The organism is Senegalia sp. (in: firmicutes), from assembly GCF_052088025.1.
Taxonomy (GTDB): Bacteria; Bacillota; Clostridia; order Tissierellales; family SIT17; genus Anaeromonas.
This window is the reverse complement of record NZ_JBQCYD010000004.1, coordinates 14,540-34,455: the sequence shown is the minus strand read 5'-3', so window position 1 is coordinate 34,455 and position 19,916 is coordinate 14,540. Positions and strand designations below refer to the sequence as shown.

Below are 19,916 nucleotides of genomic sequence, written 5' to 3'. Positions count from 1 at the left end.
TTAGTTATCATTGTAAGCCCTTGGGGAAACAAGATTTACAATAGGGATTTAGAAAGGGGAATGAATAGGTTTAGATGGTATGAATATGCACTAAGTTCATCACTTATGATTGTACTTATAGCGATGCTTTTTGGTGTATATGGTATCGGGGCATTGATGCTTATGTTTGTAGCTAATGCTTCTATGAATTTATTTGGACTTATAATGGAAGAAATTAATCAATATAAGGAAAAGACAGATTGGAAACCATTTGTATTTGGATCTGTTGCAGGAATTGTTCCATGGATAGTTATAGTATTATATGCATTTGGTAATGCTGAACCTTCTGAAGTACCATGGTTTGTATATGCATTAGCTGGTTCATATTTTGTATTCTTTAATCTATTCCCTATAAATATGATTTTACAATACAAAAAAGTGGGTAAATGGAAAGATTATATTTATGGCGAGAGAGCATATATTATATTAAGCTTAGTTGCAAAATCTGTCCTTGCATGGATTGCTTTTGCTGGAGTTATGCAACCTTAATTTTTAAAATCTACTACTTTTGTAGTGGGTTTTTTGGTATGATTATATATTTTGTTTTTGTATTTCTTATACTTATAGTTGCAGAAACTTTAAAGAGATTTACTGATTTATATTATGTTATATTTTTTTTAGGTACTATTATAGATAGTATTCTAGGTGCTTCCATTCAAGCTATATATCTGGATGAAGATGATAAGGAAACTGAAAGAAAAATTTCAAATGGAAATATAAGAAGATTATCTAGAGGCTTTAAGCTTATAAATAATGATTTTGTAAATATAACAAGTATATTTCTAGCTACTTTAATTACTTTGATTTTTCTATAATGAATTTATAGTAATATTTGAATATCACCTCCTACTTAGGGTAAATCTGTATTAATGATCAGAATTATCAAATAATAGGAGGTTTTTTTAATGGAATTTTTTAATGCAATGAAAAATAGAAGGAGTATATATAGTATAAGTAATTCTTCTACAGTTTCAGATGAAAAGATTAAGGAAATAGTAGAGGAAAGTGTAAAACATACACCTACAGCTTTTAATTCTCAAACTGGTAGGGTGATGTTACTTTTAAATGAAAACCATAATAAATTTTGGGATATAACTGAAGATGCTTTAAGAAAGGTAGTTCCAGAAGGTCAATTTGAACCTACTAAGGAAAAGATAGAATCTTTCAGGTCTGGATATGGTACTATATTATTTTTTGAAGATCAAGAGACTGTTAAATCTCTTCAAGAGCAATTTCCATTATATAAGGATAGTTTCCCATCTTATTCACTTCAAGCATCAGGCATGCTTCAATATAATGTATGGACTGGTCTAGCTATAGAAGGTTTAGGTGCATCACTTCAACATTATACTGAACTTATTGAAAGCGATATACAAAAAGAATGGAATATAAATGAATCTTGGAAATTAATTGCACAAATGCCTTTTGGTAAGAAAGAAGAAGAGGCTGGAGAAAAAGAATTTGAATCTCTAGATAAAAGAATTAGAATATTAGATTAATTTGTTATATAATAATAGATAGCAAATTATTTTATAAAGGGGACTTGTATAAATGAAAATATCTTTAATTGAAACAAAAGAAATTAATAAGTATGATGGATTGATCCTACCGGTTTATGAAGACAAATTAGAACTTGATGGAATAGATATTCCACTAGATAAATTAAAGAAATCAAAGCGTTTTGAAGCAAAGCTTGGTAAAACTTATAAAATGACTATCTCAAGTGGGGATAAATTGGTTGAAGTTGTGCTTGTTGGACTAGGAAAGAAGGATGATATATCTTATAGAAAATTACTCAATACCTTAGCTGATGGATTTCGTTCTCTAAAAAAAGAAAATATTAAGAATATGGCGCTAATATTTAATAATGACAATATAGAAATTAATGATATAAATATTAAGGCTGCTGTAGAATCTATTATGATGTCAGATTATAAATTTGATGATTATAAGACTGATAAGGAAGAATCAGAAGAAATATCTCTAGATATATTAGTTGATAATGCTAGTAATTTTGAAGATGTAAAAAAAGAAGCTATGATTCTTGCAAATTCAAATATAATTGCAAGGAATTTAGTCAATCAACCTGCTAATATAATGAATCCTCTAAAACTTTCAGAAGATGTTAAAAAATTAGGTAAAGAAAAAGGTTTTGAGGTTGAGGTACTTGGTTTAAGTGAAATAAAGGAATTAAAAATGGATGCTTACTTATCTGTAGCTAAGGCATCAGCTATAGAACCTAAATTCATTATTATGAGATATAAGGGAGATAGTGAAAATGAAGATATATTAGGATATGTTGGTAAGGGTCTTACTTATGATTCAGGTGGACTATCTATAAAACCGACTTCTGGCATGGTAACTATGAAAAGTGATATGGGTGGTGCTGCTGCCGTTATTGGAGCTATGTGCGCTATTTCTGAAGCTAAGGTTAAAAGAAATGTAGTTAGTGTGGTTGCAGCTTGTGAAAATATGATTGCTGGAAATAGTTATAGACCTGGAGATATAATAAACTCTATGGGTGGAAAAACTATTTTTATTGGAAATACTGATGCAGAAGGTAGACTTACTCTGATTGATGCTATGAATTATATTGTTACTAAAGAAAATGTAAATAAGGTACTTGATATAGCAACTCTTACAGGTGCTGCTATTTATTGTACTGGTGATGCGGCTTCTGCTGCTATTAGTAATGATAGTGAATTCTTCATGGATTTAGATAATAGCTTTAAATTAAGCGGTGAACAAATATGGAGAATGCCTATATTTGATGAATATAAGGAGCTTATAAAACATGAAGAGGCTGATTTAACTAATACAGCTGGTAATCCTGGAACTGTTACAGCTGGATTATTTGTTGGTGAATTCAATGGAGATCTCCCTTGGATTCATGTAGATATAGCTGGTACTGCCTTTGCTAAAAAGGGAAATGGTATTTTATCTAAAGGTGGAACGGGTATAGCTGTAAGACCACTTTATTATTTAGCAAAAAATTAAAAGAAGAATAAAATAAAAAAGAATCCACTAGATTTTCTAGTGGATTCTTTTTTAGTATCCTCTATTTATATTCACCTTATTTTTTAGTTCTTCATCATTTTTAAATCTTTTAAGATTTTCATATATGGTATCAAATGTTCTTATAGCTTTATTTTCAGATATCCAAGAGTTATGAGGGGTTATTATAATATTGTCCAAATCCCAAAGTTTACTTTTTTCATCTAAGGGTTCTTCTTCTACAACATCAATTGCTGCTTTTCTTATTTTTTTTATCTCTAGTGCATGAATCAAATCATCCTCATCTACTATACTTCCTCTAGCTACGTTTATGAAATATGATTCATCTTTCATTGCATCAAATCTATCTTTATTGATTAGATGATGTGTTTTTTCTGTATATGGTATGGCTACAACTACTATATCAGAGATTTTTAGCATTTCATCAATCTCATCATTTGAATAGCACTTATCAAAATATTCTACATCCCTACCATCTGTATTCATACCTAATATATTTACATCAAATCCTTTAAGTCTTTTAGCTGCTTCTTTTGATATTGTTCCAGTTCCTATAAAGCCTACTGTTTTGCCAAAAAGCTCTAATAGTGATGTATCCATCTGCCAGTTTTTATTCTTTTGTTTAATATAGAATTCTTTTGAGTTTTTTAGCATTTCTAGTATTTTCATCACTATAAATTCGCCCATAGGTATACTATATCCACCCCTATTATTTGTGAGTATAATATCATTTTTTTTAAGTTTTTCTATTGGTACTTGATCTATTCCTATGCTTGATAATTGAATCCATTTTAAATTCTTTAATTTAGATATATCTATTTTTTCAAATGGTTTATAGCAAACCATTGCATCTATATCTAAAATATCATCTGTTATTTTTAAATCTTCCTTATCCCTATCTTTAATTATTACTTCATATCCTAAATCTTTTATTTTTTTTATATTTTCTTCTCTTTGTTTATAGGTAAAAAGAACTTTCATACTAATACACCTCCAATTACATTTATACCACTTTATAGGGTAAATTAACTTTTAAAATATATATTTAACTTAATAACTACATAATACTACAAAACTAGTTAAAACTATATAAAACTAGTCAAATTTCATTGAAGGACTTTTAAAGGTCTATATAGAATTATTAAGAGTAGAAACAAAAATAGGAGGGAAGAATGTGAATATAAATTTTACTAATAAGAAAAACACACTATTTGTAGATGTAAATGGTGAACTAGATCACCACAATGCTAAAAAGATAAGGGAAAAAATAGATGCTTTATTTTCTCAAGTAGGTTATAAGAATATATCTATTAATCTCAAGGGGCTTAATTTTATGGATAGCTCAGGAATAGGACTTATAATGGGAAGGTATAAATTAACTAATGAGCTTGGGGGAAAATTATTTCTTACTAATGTTAATCCAAGAGTAAGTAAGATACTTGAAATGAGTGGAATATATAAATTAGTTGAAGTTTATGATACTGAAGATGAAGTTTTAGAACATTTATAAGGGAGTGTTAAAGAAAATGAAAGATAATACGATGAAATTAGAAATACCTAGTAAATCACAAAATGAAGCTTTTGCAAGAGTTGTTGTAGCTTCTTTTGCAGCTCAATTAGATCCTACTATAGAAGAGCTTGCAGATATAAAGACTGCTGTATCTGAAGCAGTTACTAATTCAATAATCCATGGATATGAAGATAAGATAGGTAAAATACTTATAGAATGCAGTATAGAAGGACAGGTGCTTGAGATAATAATTCAAGATTTTGGTGTTGGTATACCAGATATTGAAGAGGCTAGGATACCTTTTTATACTTCAAGACCAGAACTTGAAAGATCTGGTATGGGATTTACTGTAATGGAAACATTCATGAGTGGACTGGAGGTATATTCTGAGGAGAATAATGGAACAAGGATTAAGATGGTAAAAGAGTTCAAAAAAATATCTTCAGAGGAGTAGTGTAGTATGGAATTTTGTAATGCACAAACTAAAACCCATGATTTATTAGGTCATGAGGAAACTATTGAATTAATCAACAAGGCACAAGCCGGAGATGAAGAAGCACAAGATATACTAGTTAATCATAATTTGGGACTTATACGTAGTGTGGTTAAAAAGTTTATTAACAGGGGTTATGATTCTGAGGATATTTTTCAACTTGGTTCTATAGGCCTTATAAAAGCTATACAAAAATTTGATGATAGCTACAATGTAAAATTTTCTACATATGCTGTCCCTATGATAATAGGGGAAATAAGAAGATTTTTACGTGATGATGGAATTATAAAGGTTAGCAGGAGTTTAAAGCAAACAGCTACTAAAGCAAAATATTATTGAATATATCTTTGGTGGAGATTTATTAAATCAAATCATAGCTACAGGCTTTGCTGCAAGAGATATTGGTGCTCCATTTTTTGGTCTGTATGGAGCATGTTCTGTAATGAGTGAGGCTCTTTCACTTGGAGCTATGGCAGTTGATGGAGGTTTTGCTGATAAAGTTGTGTGTATAGCATCAAGTCATTTTTCTACAGCTGAAAGGCAATTTAGATTTCCACTTGAACTTGGAAACCAAAGACCAGTAACTTCTCAATGGACCGTTACAGGAGCAGGAGTTTCTATATTATCATCACAGGGAAATGGACCCTATATAAGTCATGTAACCACAGGAAAGATAATAGATAAGGGTATAATAGATCCAAACAATATGGGAGCTGCAATGGCACCAGCTGCTTGTGATACAATTCTAGCTCATTTTAGAGAAAGTGGCCTTAAAGTTAATGATTATGATTATATAGCTACAGGAGATCTAGGTGTGATTGGATCAGAAATACTAATAGACATGTGTAAAAAGGAAGGATTAGATATTTCTAAAAGACATACTGATTGTGGTGTTTTAATATTTGATAATAAAAAACAAGATACTCATTCAGGAGGAAGTGGATGTGGATGTTCTGCTGTAGTTTTTAATGGATATCTTCATTATTTATTAGAAAACAAGGAGATAAATAGAATATTACTTATTGCAACAGGAGCACTACATTCTACTACCAGTGCTCAGCAGGGAGAATCCATTCCATGTATAGCTCATGCTGTTACTATTTCAAATAATTTGGGTGGTGAATTATAATATGGATTATATAAAGGCTTTTTTAGTAGGAGGAATAATATGTTTTATAGCTCAATTACTCATGGATGGAACAAAATTAACTCCTGCTCATATATTAGTATCATTTGTTACATCTGGAGTGATTCTTACAGCTGTTGGAATATATGAACCCTTAGTAAAATTTGCTGGTGCTGGTGCAAGCGTTCCACTTCTTGGCTTTGGCTATGCTCTAGCTAAAGGAGCAGTAGAAGCTGTAGATAAGACAGGTGCTATTGGTATATTTACAGGAGGAATTACTGCCACCTCAGGTGGAGTTGGAGCAGCTATATTTTTTGGATATATTATGGCTGTAATTTTTAATCCTAAAACTAAAAAATAAAAGAAGGCAATTTATGATAAATTGCCTTCTTTTTGCTTTAATAATATTTATTTTGATTTTTTATTCTTTTTTATCTTGGGATCCATTATTAGAATCCGGATCTGGTTTAGGCTGTGGATCTGGTTTAGGTTCCGGTTTTGGATCTTTAGGCTCTTCAGGCTTTTCTTCTGGTGTTTCTGGTTCTTTGTCCTTATCTTTATCATCATCTTTATCTTTATCCTTATCTTTATCTAATATATCATCGATAAAATCTTTTATTGGATTAGATGGTTTTGTATGAACATCACAAACCTTATTGATCATTTGATATTGATAATCTCTTGGTACTTTACCACCATTTTTTGATGGATAATAAGGTGTAGGTCTTTTTATAAAGACACCTGTTTTGACTACATCATCTGGACAAAACTCATTTGCAAGCATTCCTGTTGAAGTATCAATCTTTGCAGATACATGAACATCGCATCTTTCGCGTGGTTCTGTGCCTGCTACAAACAATTCTGTTCTAACTCTACTTCCTCTTGGATCCTTAGAACATAGATCTGTAGGTAATTTTCCAGAATCAATACATACTTGTCTTGAAACTATGCCTTCAGGACGTTTAAAGCTTTTATTGTCTAAACCTTCATGAACTGATTTCATTACTTGGCTCCAAAAACTTGCAGCAATTCTACTTGATTCTGAAAGTTTAATAGCTGGGCTATCATTTCCTATCCATACAGCTGCAGTGTAATAAGGAGTATATCCTGCAAACCAAACATCTGCTGAATCATTTGTTGTACCAGTTTTACCTGCTACAGACATATTTGGGAAGTTTGCTCTGGACCCTGAACCAGTTTTAACTACAGTTTCAAGCATATCAGTCATAATATAGGCAACTTGAGGACTTACAACTGTATTTTGTTTTGGTTTATTATCTAGGATAACTTCACCCTTATTATTTTCAATTTTTGTATATGCTATAGGCTCTATATAATTCCCTTGATTGGCTAAAGCATTGTAAGCTGCTGTCATTTTAAGTGTAGATATACCACGTGTCATACCACCTAAAGCAAGTGGTGATTCATCTTTATCTGCTTCTTCAAATGTATCATTATCTGGATTATCTTTGTTTATGATTCCAAATTTAGCTAAATAATCTACTGAGGCATTTATTCCTACCTTGTTTAAAAATTTAACAGCTGATACGTTATAAGAATGTTCAAGTGCTTTTCTCATTGGAGTTAAACCATAAAAAACACTTGCTGAATAGTTTGTTGGACTCCAACCTTTACTATTAGTATAAGGAACATCATCAACTACTGATGCAGCTGTAAATCCATTATCTAAAGCTGGTGTATATACTGAAAGAGGTTTAATAGCAGAACCAGGCTGCCTTGGACTTGTAGCCCTATTTAATATCATTTGTCCTTCATCATCCCTACCACCTACTATTGCTTTTAAATGACCTGTTGTAGGATCCATTATTGTAACGGCAGATTGAGGTTGAATGGCACCTTTTTCATCATTAAAAAATACATCCTTAGATATATGAAGTGCATTATCTTTTACTTGATATAAATCACTATGCTCTTTATAATATTCTGCTTTTATAGTAAAACTTTTATTTTCTTTATCTACAGTGAAACTTTCTTTATTTATATTTAATGAGCCTGTTATATGAGTATAAATTGTACCATTTTCTTTAGTGAAATAATCTACTACATCTAGATTAGTATATTTTATTTTTGGTGATTTTATAGTTAAATTCCCATTTTCATCTATGGAATAGGAATCTTTTGATAGGTATAAATTACCTTCACTATCTAATAGGTTTTCTTTTTGATAGTATGAAATTCTTCCATAGCTATCTACAATATTTCCTCCACTTGTCCTATAATCTGGTCTTAACCATGATTTGTTAGCTACATTATCTGTAAAGGAATTATATATATCTTCAACCTTTGATTGCATATTTACATCAATGGTAGAATATATTTTAAGTCCACCTATAAATAATGCTTCTTCAGCTTCTTCTTTGGTGTAGCCTGCTTTTGAAACTAAATCTTTTGTAACTTGTTTTTTCACATAATCTGTAAAATATGAAGTTTTTATATTTTGATTTTTCATCTGTCCTGGATTAATAAGTGAAATTACATCTTCACTTAAGGCATCTGTATATTCTTCCTTTGTAATTTTACCTTGTTCTTTCATGAGGGAAAGAATAGTCTTTTGTCTATTTAGTATGTTTTCATTAAATACTGCAACATATTGTTTACCAATTACCTCTATTGTTCCTACTACATTCACATTGTCATCTTCAATATTTTCTGGTTCAATCCTTTTAAATAATTGATACTGACTAGGTGATTTAGTTATACTTGCTAAAAGAGAGGATTCTGCAAGTGTTAAATCCTTTGCATCTTTATTAAAATATGTTTTAGATGCAGCTTCAACTCCATATGCTCCTTGACCAAGATATATTGTATTTAAATATGCTTCTAATATATCATCTTTTGATATCTCTCTCTCCATTTTCATAGCTAAATACATTTCAGTTATCTTTCTAGTAAAGACCTTATCTTTACTAAGATATAGGTTTCTTACTAATTGTTGAGTTATAGTAGATGCTCCTTCATCTAAGGAACGAGTTTTGATATCTACAACTATAGCTCTTGCTATACCCCTTAAATCTATACCTGAATGAGATCTAAATCTTTCATCCTCTACTGCAATAAATGCTTCTTGCACAAAAGGTGACATTTCTTCTAGTTTTACTATGGTTCTTTTTTCTTCTGTAAGAATTTCTTCAATCAAAGTACCATCTGTATCAAATATTTTGGAATTCTCACTTAGTGTATTTATATCATGTGATGGATTTATTTCTGGTGAATCTTTTATTACACCAAACAATATTCCACCTACAGTACCAACAGAGATAAAAACAAATAAAAGAAAAGCTATTAGTAAAACTTTAAGTACAGTATTTCTTTTTTTATGTTCCTTTCTATTTTTATCTGTTTTGGCATTTTTTTCGTTAGACATTTATGGACCTCCTCTAATATACATATAAAAATTAATATTATTATATAAAGACAATTATATCATAAAAAATAAAAAGAGATAACTTTTTAACCTTATATTTTATTAATTATACTATAAATATTGCCATTAAAACATATTATATAACAAAATTATTATTTGGCAAATAAAGCGCATATGCTACATATAATAAAAATAGGAGTGATTATATGAAGAGAAAAACTTTTAAAAAAAGATATGTTATTATAGTTATTTTAATAGTATTTATTATTTATAGTTTTTTAATAATTGATAAAAATATAAGGCCTACTATTTTAGCTATAAGCCAGGTTAAAGCTAGAATGGTAGCAACTCAAGCAATAAACGATGCTGTAAAAGAAAACATAGGAGAAGAATTACAATATAAAAATTTAATAAATTTAAATTATGATAATGAGGGTAAATTAAGAACTATACAGAATAATACAATGATGATGACTAAAATTTCTTCAAATATAGCTTTAGCTGTTCAAGATGAAATAAGACAAATTGGCATTAAATAGTCAACTCTTATCTCAATATGGTCCAAAAGTAAGTATGAAAATGACACCTCAAGGATCTGTTACTGTAGATTTCACTTCAGAATTTATAGAATCAGGTATTAATCAAACTGTTCATAGGGTAATACTTATAATAAAGACCAATGTAAGAATAATAGTACCACTTGCTACAGAAACTGAAAAAGTTATAACTCAGATACCCATAGCTGAAACTGTTATTGTAGGAGAGGTTCCAGATAGCTATATATCTGTACCAGAAAAAGATTTTTTAAATGTTGTTGAATAAAAGTTGTAGTTTTTTTGTTATACTATTACTATAAAGAAGAATAGAGGTGCTTTAGTGGAAAAACAAATGAAAGAAAGAGTTTTATTGGTAGGATTAAATTTAAATAAAAGAGATGATTTTGATATTGAAAGTTCTATGCAAGAATTAAAAGAACTTGCTATTGCAGCAAATGCAAATCCTATATCAACTGTAATTCAAAATAAAGATAAGGTTGATTATAGACTTTATATAGGAAAGGGAAAGCTTGAAGAGGTATCAGTTTATTGTGAAGAACTAGAAATAGATACAGTAATTTTTAATGATGAATTATCAGGAGCTCAACTTAGAAATATAGAAGATGTATTAGATGTAAAGGTAATTGATAGAACCACACTTATATTAGATATATTTGCAAAAAGAGCTAGCACAAGAGAAGGTAAGCTTCAAGTAGAGCTTGCTCAGCTGAAATATAGACTACCAAGGCTTAAAGGACTTGGAATAGAACTTTCAAGGCTTGGTGGTGGGATAGGTACTAGAGGTCCAGGTGAACAAAAACTAGAAACAGATAGACGACATATTGAAAATAGGGTTGATGAAATAAGAAAAAGATTAAAAGAAGTAGAAAGTATTAGAGAGACTAAAAGACAAAATAGGATGGATTCAGATATTCCTATAATTGCTCTTGTAGGATACACTAATGCTGGTAAATCTACTCTTTTTAATGAATTATTAAAATCTGGAAATGAATATGATATAGAAAAAGATGTATATGTAAAAGATATGCTTTTTGCAACACTTGATACCACACTTAGAAAAACTAATTTACCAAATGGGCAAAAGGCACTTATTATTGATACTGTTGGATTTGTAAGTAAACTTCCTACACATTTAGTAGCTGCCTTTAAAGGTACTTTAGAAGAAGTGAATTTCGCAGATGTTTTGATTCATGTGGTGGATGCTACAAATAGTGATTTAGATATACAAATTAAAACTACATTAAACATATTAAATGATTTAGATGTAGAAGGTAAACCTATTATAACCGTATTTAATAAGATGGATAAAAAAGATATAGAAGATATAGGATATAATATAGAAGGACCAAAATTATATATTTCTGCAAGGGAAAACACAAATATTGATAAATTATGGCAAGAGATAGAAAAAGCACTTTCAGATAAATTTTATAAGGCTAAATTACTTATACCTTTTTCTGACTCTGATATTACTTCATATTTATTAAATAATTATACACCTAATGAGATGACACATGAAGAAAATGGAACTATTATAGATGTAGTATTAAACAAAAAAGACTATAATAAATATAAAAAATATATTATAGATTAAGGTGATAGGATGAGTAAGTGGGAGACTATTGATAAAATGGAAAGCTTTCAAATAAGCTATCTTTTATATCTTGAAGGCAAAAGTATAAAGATAATATCAAAAATAAGAAACTTGCCATATAATGAAGTGGAAAAACATATTATAGAAGCAAAGATAAAATATAAAAGGCAAAAAAACGATGATGAATTGATAAAGATAATATCTATGCAAAAAGGAAAAAGATTAGAATATATAAACACATTGCTTAAAGAAGAAAAAGAAAAATTAGCTGGTGAAATCTATAAAAGATATATTAAGTTTAAAAATCCTGAAGATAGAATGATATTAATATGGTTAATTGGTGAATTAAAAAATGAAAGATTGATACCATTTTTATTAATGGAGTTAAAAAGTAAGAATGTCAATTATAGAAGACTTTCTATTTCAGCTTTAGGAAAGATTAAAAGCAAAGATTATAAAGAGGTTTTAGAGAAGTTTTTTTATGATGATAATGCTCAAGTTAGGCAATATGCTATCAAATCTATAAAAGAAATTGGTGATCAATCTAGTGTTAATAAATTGAAATTAATTTTAAGTGATAATAATGAAAAAGAATATGTAAAGCGTGCAGCCATAGAAGCTATAAAAATTTTAAAAGCAAATTAAAGAAATCAATTGAAATTTCTGACAAATTGTTATATGATTATAGTAATAATAAAAAGGAGGTTTTTAAATATGCTCTTGAGAAATTGTGCTGGTGGCGTTGTATTTCATGAAGGAAAGGTCTTTATATTAAAGAATGAAAAAGATGAATGGGTACTTCCAAAAGGTAGAATCATAAGTGGAGACTTGGCAATTGAAACTGCTAAAAAAAGAGTAAAAGAAGAAACTGGTTTAAAAGATGTTTCTATAGTTTCAACAGCTGGTGAAACATATTATGAGTTTTACTCTGTAAGTAGAAGAAAACCTGTATGCAATGAAATAATATGGTTTATAATGGAAGCAAATTCTCTGGAATATGACATAGATGATGAATTTCAAAAGGGTGGTTTTTATGAAATAGATGAAGCTATAGAAAAAATTACTTATAGTCAAGATAAATCACTAGTAAATCTCTCACACAAGAAATATTTAAAACTCAAAAGCGAAAATTTACTTGTAGTATAAAAAGGGCATATGCCCTTTTTCTTATGGTATAATATTTTTAAAAAGGAAGGGAGTAGTTATGAAAGATATATATAAAACCATACATAAATTTGGAGAAGATTATTTTATAGAAAAAAAATCTAAATTTATAGGTTATGCAAAATCTATAGAAAGTGAAGAAGAAGCTATATATTTCATAGAAGAAATTAAATTAAAGCATAAGGATGCAACACACAATGTATATGCATATGTAGTGGGAGAAAATAGTAATATTCAAAGATATAATGACGATGGAGAACCAAGTGGAACTGCAGGAATACCTATCTTAGAATTAATCAAAAAAGAGGATCTTAGGAATATAGTGATTGTGGTAACTAGATATTTTGGTGGAATTAAACTGGGTGCAGGTGGGCTTGTTCGTGCTTATTTAAATGGAGCAAAAATTGCTTTAAACAATGCTTTAATAGTAGATAAAGTTTTATATGAAAAGAATAAAATAAGGTTTGATTATACTTTTAATGGCAAGATGGAAAATATAATAAATAATTCTAAGTTTTTTATAGAAGATACTAGCTATGATGATGCAGTTAATATGATAATCTTATCAAAAAAAGGTGAATTAGAAGAATTGAAAAATTTATTAATGGATATAACTAATGGAGAGGTTTATATCATGAGATTAGAAGATGAATACCTATCCTTTAAAGATGACAAACTAATAAAATAAATTGTTTTTATCTAAGTTTAAGGGGTAAAATATTAACTAGGAGGTTGATTTTGATGAGTAATAAAAAAGATATGTTAGATAAAAAAGTATGGGCAGTAATAGGTGCTAGTCCTAGCAAGGATAAGTTTGGATATAAAATATATAAAAAATTAAAGGATAATGATTATAAAGTATATCCTGTAAATCCAGGATATGAAGATATAAATGGAGATAAATGCTACAAATCAATTGAAGATTTACCAGAAGTACCAGATGTTATAGATTTTGTAGTTCCACCAAGAGTAAGTCTAGGTGCCTTAGATGAGGCAAAAGAAAAGGGCGTAAAAAATGTGTGGTTCCAACCAGGAACTTTTAATGAAGATGTAATTAAAAAAGCAAAAGAAAATGACTTTAATATAGTAGAAGATTGTGTTCTTGTAGCACTTTCATAAAAGAGACCCTTAGGGTCTCTTTTATGATTTTTCCCTTTTACTAAAGAATTGATAAATTCCTATAAACAAGATAAATACTCCAAATGTTTTTCTTAATATAGTTTCATCTATTTTCACAGCTAGCACACTTCCTATAATAGAGCCTATTATACCTGGTATTATTATAATAATTATTATGTTTTTTATTATATTATTGTTTTTAAAATGTATTATAAGTGCAATTATAGCTGTAGGAATAAATACAATCAAATTAGCTCCTTGAGCTCCTCGTTGACTTAGATTTAAAAAAAATATTAAAGCAGGGATTAAGATAGTTCCCCCTCCAATACCCATACCTCCTAATATTCCTGAAAAAATCCCAATCAATATTAATTTCATAATATTATCAACCTTATAGATATATAAATTATCAATAGACTAAAAGCTTTTTTTAAAACTGTGGTAGAAATTTTATTTAAAAATTTAGCTCCAAAAAAACTACCTATCATAGCTCCAATAGATATGAAAAATACTATGTTAAAATCTATTAGATTGTTTTTCATATAAATATAGGTGCTTATTATAGATAGGGGTAAAATAATTGATATAGCAGTTGCATGAGCCTTGTGTCTTTCTATATTTAATATATATATAAGAGAAGGTACTATCAAAATCCCTCCTCCTGAACCAAACAATCCATTTATAAAGCCTGTAGATAATCCAATTAAAATTAATTTGAGTTTATTTTTCATATAATCACCTTTAATTAATATTAGCTTTAAAATCAAATCTTATTCCTTGACAGTTCATATAATATAAAATAATATTAATACATATAAATGAGTAGGAAATTAAGGGTTTAAAATTAGGAGGTATAACTTTGAAAATTGTAGATAATATAAGTGAATTAATAGGTCTAACGCCTATGATTAAATTAAGAAAAATTATTGATAGTGATAGTGCAGAGGTATTGGTTAAATTAGAATCTTTTAATCCTGGAGGTAGCATAAAGGATAGAATTGCTTTAAATATGATAGAAGAAGCTGAAAAAGAAGGATTACTAAAGGAAGGCTCAACTATAATAGAAGCTACTAGTGGAAATACTGGAATTGGTCTTGCTATGATAGGTGCAGCTAAAGGATATAAGGTGATACTCGTAATGCCTGATACTATGAGTATGGAAAGAAGAACTTTACTTAGAGCATACGGAGCAGAATTAGTATTAACTATGGGTGAAAAAGGTATGAATGGGGCCATAGAAAAGGCCAATTCATTAAAAAGTGAAAATGATAATTATTTTATGCCAGAGCAATTTAAAAATAACAATAATCCACAAATGCACAAAAAAACTACAGCAAAAGAAATACTTGAACAAACAGATGGGAATATAGATGCATTTGTAGCTGGAGTTGGTACAGGAGGTACTATAACTGGTGTTGGATCTGTTTTAAAAGAAATAAATAAGGATATAAGGATAATAGCAGTAGAACCTAGTGAGTCTGCAGTGATGAGTGGTGAAGATCCAGGAACGCATAGAATACAAGGTATAGGAGCAGGATTCATTCCACATGTATTAGATATGGATTTTATAGATGAAATAAAAAAGGTAAGTGGAGAAGATGCAGTAAAAACTACTAGAGAATTAGCTAAGAAGGAAGGTATATTTGTAGGTATTTCTTCTGGGGCTGCAATAAATGTTGCTTTAAAGGTAGCTAAAGAATTAGGTAAGGGAAAAAGATTAGTAGTAATAGCACCTGATAGTGGTGAGAGATACTTAAGTATGAATATATTTAACTAATGATACTTTAGCTTTAAAAATTATTAATATTGTGTTAGAATATTAATAATTTTAAAGGAAGTTATAAAGGAGGAATATAAATGGCTGGACATTCAAAATGGGCCAATATTAAACATAGAAAAGGCAGACAAGATGCAAAAAAGGGAAAAATATTTACCAAATTAGCTAGATCTATTACAGTAGCAGTAAAAGAAGGTGGAGATGATCCTGAATATAACACTGAACTTGCTAATGCTATAGAAAAGGCTAAAACAGAAAATATGCCAAATGATAATATAGATAGGGCTATTAAAAAAGGTTCTGGAGATTTAGATGGTGTAACTTATGAAGAGATTACTTATGAAGGTTATGGACCAAATGGAGTTGCTGTAATGGTGGAATGTTTAACTGATAATAAGAATAGAACAGCAGCTGATGTGCGACATTTCTTTTCTAAATACAATGGTAATTTAGGAGCAACAGGTTGTGTATCTTTTATGTTTGATAGGAAAGGTATATTACTGATAGAAAAAAATGATCATATAGATGAAGAAGAATTAATGATGAATTCTATTGAAGCTGGTGCAGAGGATTTTCAGGCTGAAGATGAATATTTTGAAATTACAACTTCACCAGAAGATTTTAAAGATGTAAGAGAAAATCTTAAATCTATGGGATATAAATTTTCAACAGCAGAAGTATCTTTCATAGCTCAAAATGAAACAAAATTAGATGATGAAAAAGATTTAAAAAACATGGAAAAACTTATAGATAATCTTGAAGATCATGATGATGTACAAGAAGTACATCACAACTGGGATATGGAATAAAAATTAATTAAAATACAAATAAAACACTCTAACTTTGATGTAAGATTTTTCAAAGAAGAGTGTTTTATTTTTGCCAATTGTTGAAAAAAATATGATATAATAGTATAATAAACGTTCGAGTCTTTTTTTGTCGAAAAGCAATCATTGTAAATCAATTAGTTGCTTTTTAAGTAGCTTCTTTACTACTATCATAAGGATTATACATAGATAGACAAAAAATAAAGTTTTAAACTCCCAAGGGGTTAGAATTAAAGATAGAGCCATTCCTACAGCTGGTGGATGTTCTGTATTTGTAATAGTCATAATGAAGCTTGTAACTCCTACAGATAATGCTCCAGTAATCATATAAAGTGTATGTAAGTTGATAGAATCAATTATATCTATTAAAAATATTGATATTAGATGAAAGATTATACCAAAAACTATACCAAGTGTGTAACCACCTAATATGTTTTTAGTTTGAGCGGAATGAGTCTTTGGCATTGTAAAAACAATAAAAGTAGTAGCACCAAGACTTGCTATTATGGTTGTATATACAAAATAATTTAAAAATAATAATATAAACATTATTGAAATTGTAGCTAATATACATTGAAATATATATCGTTTAATATTATCTTTGAATTTAGAATCAAAAAAAATGATTATCAACACCCCTTATGTTTAAATAAATATAATTATATAGTATCACAACACAAAAAATAATAAAATAAATAGGTTTATTTTATTTTATACTGGTAATAATTTCTAAAGAAGGAGGGATGGATTTGCAAGCTTCTGCTATAGAGCCTTGGGAATTGTATGAAGGTCTTAAAAATAAATTTTTATTTAAAAATGATATAAATTCAATCCATATATTGTTATCATTATATGATTTGGAAAAAAATATAAGTAATATTTATCCTCAATATATTTGTATGAAGAATATTGAAAATAAAATAAAAAATGTGTTAAAACACAGAAAGAATCCACTTACTATAGCTAAATCAATTACAAAGGTTATTCATGAAGATATTGATAGGATTGAACTTTGTTTTTATATGGAAGGTTATAAATATGGGTTTTACAATAATAAATGGATCAATGTGTTAGAAGAAATGGGACTTAAATATTTTGATTTAGAAACTCTTTATGATAAAACATATTTATTTCATTTTAATTATGCAAATCAAGAAATCAATAATGTTAGACATAAAATAAGAGAAGAAATTGATATAAATGAAAGTGAAAGTTCAGAATATACAAGCCTTATAAGGGTTTTTGCAGAAAAAATAATCCACTCTAAAATAAAAAATATTGATGATTATATTGATAGACAATTGAAACTTGATTTTAATCCAAATGAATTTAATATAAGAGAAGAAAACATAAATTTTACAAAAGAAGAATTAGATAGAGTTTATGATATATTAGTTAAAGAACTTATAAAAAATCTTATGAATATATTTAAAGGATCATGTTGGTATGCATTAAATGATAGGGTCTTAAAGAGATACCCCTGCTAATTATATATAATTGAATATAAAATAATTTATAGGACATAATATCTTTAAGAAAGGATGATAGGATATTATGAAAAAATCTTATAAAATATTTTATTTGTTTTTAGCTTTATCACTTGTTTTTGTATTTTTAGTATTTACATTTTTAGATATTACTTTAAATAAGCAAGATAACAAAAACAAAGTGGAAATTGACAAAGCTAAAGAAGAACTATCAAAAGAAATAAATGTTAGTCCTGAGGAAGAGATAAATGAAGATACAATTATTGAATATGAAAATTATTATACTGAGTGTGAACATGTTCTAAGGGAATTTGAAGCTGATAAGAAAAAATACATAAAAATGAATGAAGAAAAATTTAAAAAGAATTTTAAAACAAATCATGAAATGAAAATTTTGAGATTTGATTCTGATAGGATTATAATTCGTATTTCAAAAGACTATCTATGTCCAAATCATTATATAGTAGGAGAATATGAAGGATTTGTCTCTATATATAAGATAGATGATGAGGGCAAGAAAACCTTGTTTAAGAAATTAGATCAATCTATTGAATTTTTTAGTGACTATGATAAAAATAAATTAAAAAAAGGTATATTAGTTGATAGTATAGATGACATAGGAGCAATAATAGAAAACTTCATAAGCTAGCTTATGAAGTTTTCTATTATTCGTTTAAATATGATAGAATTATATAATAGAAAGTTTAGGAGATGTATAAATGAGGATATTTGGTATAGATCCAGGAATAGCTATAGTAGGATATGGTATTGTAGATTATGTTGGAAATAATTTTAAAGTTATAGATTATGGAGTAATAACCACACCATCTACTATGAGCCCACAAGCGAGATTAAAGTGTGTATATGATGAGTTAACTGAAATATTAAAACAAAGCAATCCTGATTGTGTAGCAATAGAAGAATTGTTTTTTAATAAGAATGTAAAAACAGCTATTCAAGTTGGACAAGCAAGAGGAGTAGAAATACTTGCAGCTATGAATCAAGATATAGAAATATTTGAATATACTCCACTTCAGGTAAAACAAGGTGTAGTAGGATATGGTAGGGCTACAAAAAAACAAGTTCAAGAAATGGTGAAGATATTACTTAATTTAAAGGAAATACCTAAACCAGATGATGCTGCCGATGCACTGGCTGTTGCTATAAGTCATGCTCATTCTGGTGCCTTTGATAAATTATTTAAAATGAGATAGTGGAGTGATAAAATGTATAGATATATAAAGGGATTTATAGAAGAGATGAAGGAAGATTATATTGTTATAGAAAATAATGGTATTGGATATAAGATAAGCACATCTGTAAACACTATAAGAGATTTAAAACTAGGTGAAGAAGTTAAAGTTTATACTTATTTAAATGTACGAGAAGATGATATGAGTTTATATGGCTTTAGTTTAAAAAATGAACTTGAATTATTTTTGAATTTAATATCAGTATCAAAAATAGGACCAAAAGTAGGACTTGGAATCCTATCTACATTGTCAGTAGATGAAATAAAATATGCTATTATAAATGAAGATGCAAATAAATTATCTGAAGCACAAGGAGTAGGCAAAAAAACTGCTAATAGAATGATTCTAGAATTAAAAGATAAGATTAAAGATTATGATATCGAAAAACTAGATACTAGTAGTATAAAAATAAACTCTAATACTGATGAAGCAATGGATGCATTGGTATCACTTGGTTACACAAAATATGAAGTTGGAAATATAATAGCACGTATTGATGTAGAAGGGCTTCTCACTGAAGATATAATAAAATTATCTTTAAGTGAATTATCAAAAAGATAAGAGGTGATA

At 28.6% G+C, this 19,916-nt stretch carries 25 protein-coding genes and 2 pseudogenes; 22 read left to right on the top strand and 5 right to left on the bottom strand.

Translation table 11 applies throughout. From position 1 onward, the window contains the following. The first annotated feature begins 6 nt into the window (after window positions 1-6). The 4 genes from heR to ACTHUW_RS01810 all read left to right on the top strand — a co-directional run bounded on the left by heR (window position 7) and on the right by ACTHUW_RS01810 (window position 3,036). Window positions 7-528, top strand: a complete 522-nt coding sequence (heR, locus tag ACTHUW_RS01825; RefSeq protein ID WP_442212418.1) for a heliorhodopsin HeR — start codon at window positions 7-9, stop codon at window positions 526-528. Window positions 529-566: 38 nt separating this feature from the next. Continuing rightward, entirely contained in the window at window positions 567-854 is a 288-nt protein-coding gene (locus tag ACTHUW_RS01820; RefSeq protein WP_442212370.1) for a DUF92 domain-containing protein, read from the top strand. A gap of 90 nt (window positions 855-944) precedes the next feature. Then, window positions 945-1,538 carry a nitroreductase family protein gene (locus ACTHUW_RS01815; protein ID WP_442212368.1) on the top strand — a complete coding sequence of 198 codons (594 nt, stop codon included), beginning with the start codon at window positions 945-947 and terminating at the stop codon, window positions 1,536-1,538. A 52-nt stretch (window positions 1,539-1,590) separates the two neighbouring features. Beyond that, on the top strand, window positions 1,591-3,036 hold the full coding sequence (locus ACTHUW_RS01810; protein ID WP_442212366.1) for a leucyl aminopeptidase: 1,446 nt from the start codon (window positions 1,591-1,593) through the stop codon (window positions 3,034-3,036). 51 nt (window positions 3,037-3,087) lie between these two features. Here ACTHUW_RS01810 and ACTHUW_RS01805 read toward each other — a convergent pair whose 3' ends face one another. Beyond that, on the bottom strand, window positions 3,088-4,041 hold the full coding sequence (locus tag ACTHUW_RS01805) for a phosphoglycerate dehydrogenase (RefSeq protein ID WP_442211065.1): 954 nt from the start codon (window positions 4,039-4,041) through the stop codon (window positions 3,088-3,090). Between the two features lie 187 nt (window positions 4,042-4,228). On the opposite strand from ACTHUW_RS01805, the gene spoIIAA reads away from it, so the two are divergent. The 5 genes and pseudogenes from spoIIAA (at window position 4,229) to spoVAE (ending at window position 6,544) form a co-directional block, all read left to right on the top strand. Further along, window positions 4,229-4,564, top strand: coding sequence for an anti-sigma F factor antagonist (spoIIAA, locus tag ACTHUW_RS01800; protein WP_442199317.1), 336 nt, complete (start codon window positions 4,229-4,231; stop codon window positions 4,562-4,564). 16 nt (window positions 4,565-4,580) lie between these two features. Further along, window positions 4,581-5,018, top strand: coding sequence for an anti-sigma F factor (spoIIAB, locus tag ACTHUW_RS01795; RefSeq protein WP_442197873.1), 438 nt, complete (start codon window positions 4,581-4,583; stop codon window positions 5,016-5,018). 6 nt (window positions 5,019-5,024) lie between these two features. Beyond that, a pseudogene (locus ACTHUW_RS01790) lies at window positions 5,025-5,387 on the top strand (sigma-70 family RNA polymerase sigma factor); the annotation flags it as partial. Further along, window positions 5,377-6,186, top strand: a pseudogene (locus tag ACTHUW_RS01785) (stage V sporulation protein AD); the annotation flags it as partial. The pseudogenes ACTHUW_RS01790 and ACTHUW_RS01785, both read left to right, overlap by 11 nt. A 1-nt stretch (window position 6,187) precedes the next feature. Next, window positions 6,188-6,544 (top strand): stage V sporulation protein AE, encoded by a 357-nt coding sequence (spoVAE, locus tag ACTHUW_RS01780; RefSeq protein ID WP_442197874.1) that lies wholly within the window; start codon window positions 6,188-6,190, stop codon window positions 6,542-6,544. A 60-nt stretch (window positions 6,545-6,604) separates the two neighbouring features. Here the strand turns inward: spoVAE and ACTHUW_RS01775 are convergent, their stop codons facing one another. Continuing rightward, entirely contained in the window at window positions 6,605-9,568 is a 2,964-nt protein-coding gene (locus ACTHUW_RS01775; protein WP_442197875.1) for a penicillin-binding protein 1A, read from the bottom strand. Between the two features lie 206 nt (window positions 9,569-9,774). On the opposite strand from ACTHUW_RS01775, the gene ACTHUW_RS01770 reads away from it, so the two are divergent. From ACTHUW_RS01770 to ACTHUW_RS01740, 7 genes are all read left to right on the top strand, one after another. Beyond that, window positions 9,775-10,107: a hypothetical protein gene (locus ACTHUW_RS01770; protein ID WP_442197876.1), complete on the top strand. Its 333-nt coding sequence runs from the start codon at window positions 9,775-9,777 to the stop codon at window positions 10,105-10,107. Beyond that, a complete protein-coding gene (locus ACTHUW_RS01765; protein WP_442197877.1) occupies window positions 10,094-10,390 on the top strand; it encodes a sporulation protein YunB in 297 nt (98 codons plus the stop codon). The genes ACTHUW_RS01770 and ACTHUW_RS01765 overlap by 14 nt, the downstream gene beginning before the upstream one ends. A gap of 54 nt (window positions 10,391-10,444) precedes the next feature. Further along, window positions 10,445-11,719 (top strand): GTPase HflX, encoded by a 1,275-nt coding sequence (gene hflX, locus ACTHUW_RS01760; RefSeq protein ID WP_442197878.1) that lies wholly within the window; start codon window positions 10,445-10,447, stop codon window positions 11,717-11,719. Window positions 11,720-11,728: 9 nt separating this feature from the next. Then, complete coding sequence (locus tag ACTHUW_RS01755) at window positions 11,729-12,364, top strand: HEAT repeat domain-containing protein (protein ID WP_442197879.1); 636 nt, start codon at window positions 11,729-11,731, stop codon at window positions 12,362-12,364. Between the two features lie 69 nt (window positions 12,365-12,433). Then, window positions 12,434-12,865, top strand: coding sequence for an NUDIX domain-containing protein (locus ACTHUW_RS01750; RefSeq protein WP_442197880.1), 432 nt, complete (start codon window positions 12,434-12,436; stop codon window positions 12,863-12,865). Between the two features lie 58 nt (window positions 12,866-12,923). Beyond that, a complete protein-coding gene (locus ACTHUW_RS01745) occupies window positions 12,924-13,571 on the top strand; it encodes a YigZ family protein (RefSeq protein WP_442197881.1) in 648 nt (215 codons plus the stop codon). A gap of 53 nt (window positions 13,572-13,624) precedes the next feature. Next, window positions 13,625-14,002, top strand: a complete 378-nt coding sequence (locus tag ACTHUW_RS01740) for a CoA-binding protein (protein WP_442197882.1) — start codon at window positions 13,625-13,627, stop codon at window positions 14,000-14,002. 21 nt (window positions 14,003-14,023) lie between these two features. Here the strand turns inward: ACTHUW_RS01740 and ACTHUW_RS01735 are convergent, their stop codons facing one another. Continuing rightward, a complete protein-coding gene (locus ACTHUW_RS01735; protein ID WP_442197883.1) occupies window positions 14,024-14,380 on the bottom strand; it encodes a TSUP family transporter in 357 nt (118 codons plus the stop codon). Then, window positions 14,377-14,733, bottom strand: coding sequence for a sulfite exporter TauE/SafE family protein (locus tag ACTHUW_RS01730; protein ID WP_442197884.1), 357 nt, complete (start codon window positions 14,731-14,733; stop codon window positions 14,377-14,379). Before ACTHUW_RS01730 ends, ACTHUW_RS01735 begins: the two co-directional genes overlap by 4 nt. A 128-nt stretch (window positions 14,734-14,861) precedes the next feature. Between ACTHUW_RS01730 and cysK the strand changes: the two genes are divergently transcribed. Together cysK and ACTHUW_RS01720 are read left to right on the top strand one after the other, a co-directional pair. Continuing rightward, window positions 14,862-15,779 carry a cysteine synthase A gene (gene cysK / locus ACTHUW_RS01725; RefSeq protein WP_442210518.1) on the top strand — a complete coding sequence of 306 codons (918 nt, stop codon included), beginning with the start codon at window positions 14,862-14,864 and terminating at the stop codon, window positions 15,777-15,779. Between the two features lie 80 nt (window positions 15,780-15,859). Continuing rightward, a complete protein-coding gene (locus ACTHUW_RS01720; protein ID WP_442212364.1) occupies window positions 15,860-16,588 on the top strand; it encodes a YebC/PmpR family DNA-binding transcriptional regulator in 729 nt (242 codons plus the stop codon). A 141-nt stretch (window positions 16,589-16,729) separates the two neighbouring features. On the opposite strand, the gene ACTHUW_RS01715 is transcribed toward ACTHUW_RS01720, so the two are convergent. Then, window positions 16,730-17,239 (bottom strand): HPP family protein, encoded by a 510-nt coding sequence (locus tag ACTHUW_RS01715; RefSeq protein ID WP_442212362.1) that lies wholly within the window; start codon window positions 17,237-17,239, stop codon window positions 16,730-16,732. 110 nt (window positions 17,240-17,349) lie between these two features. Between ACTHUW_RS01715 and ACTHUW_RS01710 the strand changes: the two genes are divergently transcribed. From ACTHUW_RS01710 to ruvA, 4 genes are all read left to right on the top strand, one after another. Then, window positions 17,350-18,093 carry a hypothetical protein gene (locus ACTHUW_RS01710; RefSeq protein WP_442197888.1) on the top strand — a complete coding sequence of 248 codons (744 nt, stop codon included), beginning with the start codon at window positions 17,350-17,352 and terminating at the stop codon, window positions 18,091-18,093. A 67-nt stretch (window positions 18,094-18,160) separates the two neighbouring features. Continuing rightward, window positions 18,161-18,742 carry a hypothetical protein gene (locus ACTHUW_RS01705; RefSeq protein WP_442197889.1) on the top strand — a complete coding sequence of 194 codons (582 nt, stop codon included), beginning with the start codon at window positions 18,161-18,163 and terminating at the stop codon, window positions 18,740-18,742. 70 nt (window positions 18,743-18,812) lie between these two features. Then, entirely contained in the window at window positions 18,813-19,307 is a 495-nt protein-coding gene (ruvC, locus tag ACTHUW_RS01700; RefSeq protein ID WP_442197890.1) for a crossover junction endodeoxyribonuclease RuvC, read from the top strand. 12 nt (window positions 19,308-19,319) lie between these two features. After that, the gene (gene ruvA / locus ACTHUW_RS01695; RefSeq protein WP_442197891.1) at window positions 19,320-19,907 is read left to right on the top strand and encodes a Holliday junction branch migration protein RuvA; all 588 of its coding nucleotides are present in this window, start codon (window positions 19,320-19,322) and stop codon (window positions 19,905-19,907) included. Window positions 19,908-19,916: the final 9 nt, after the last annotated feature.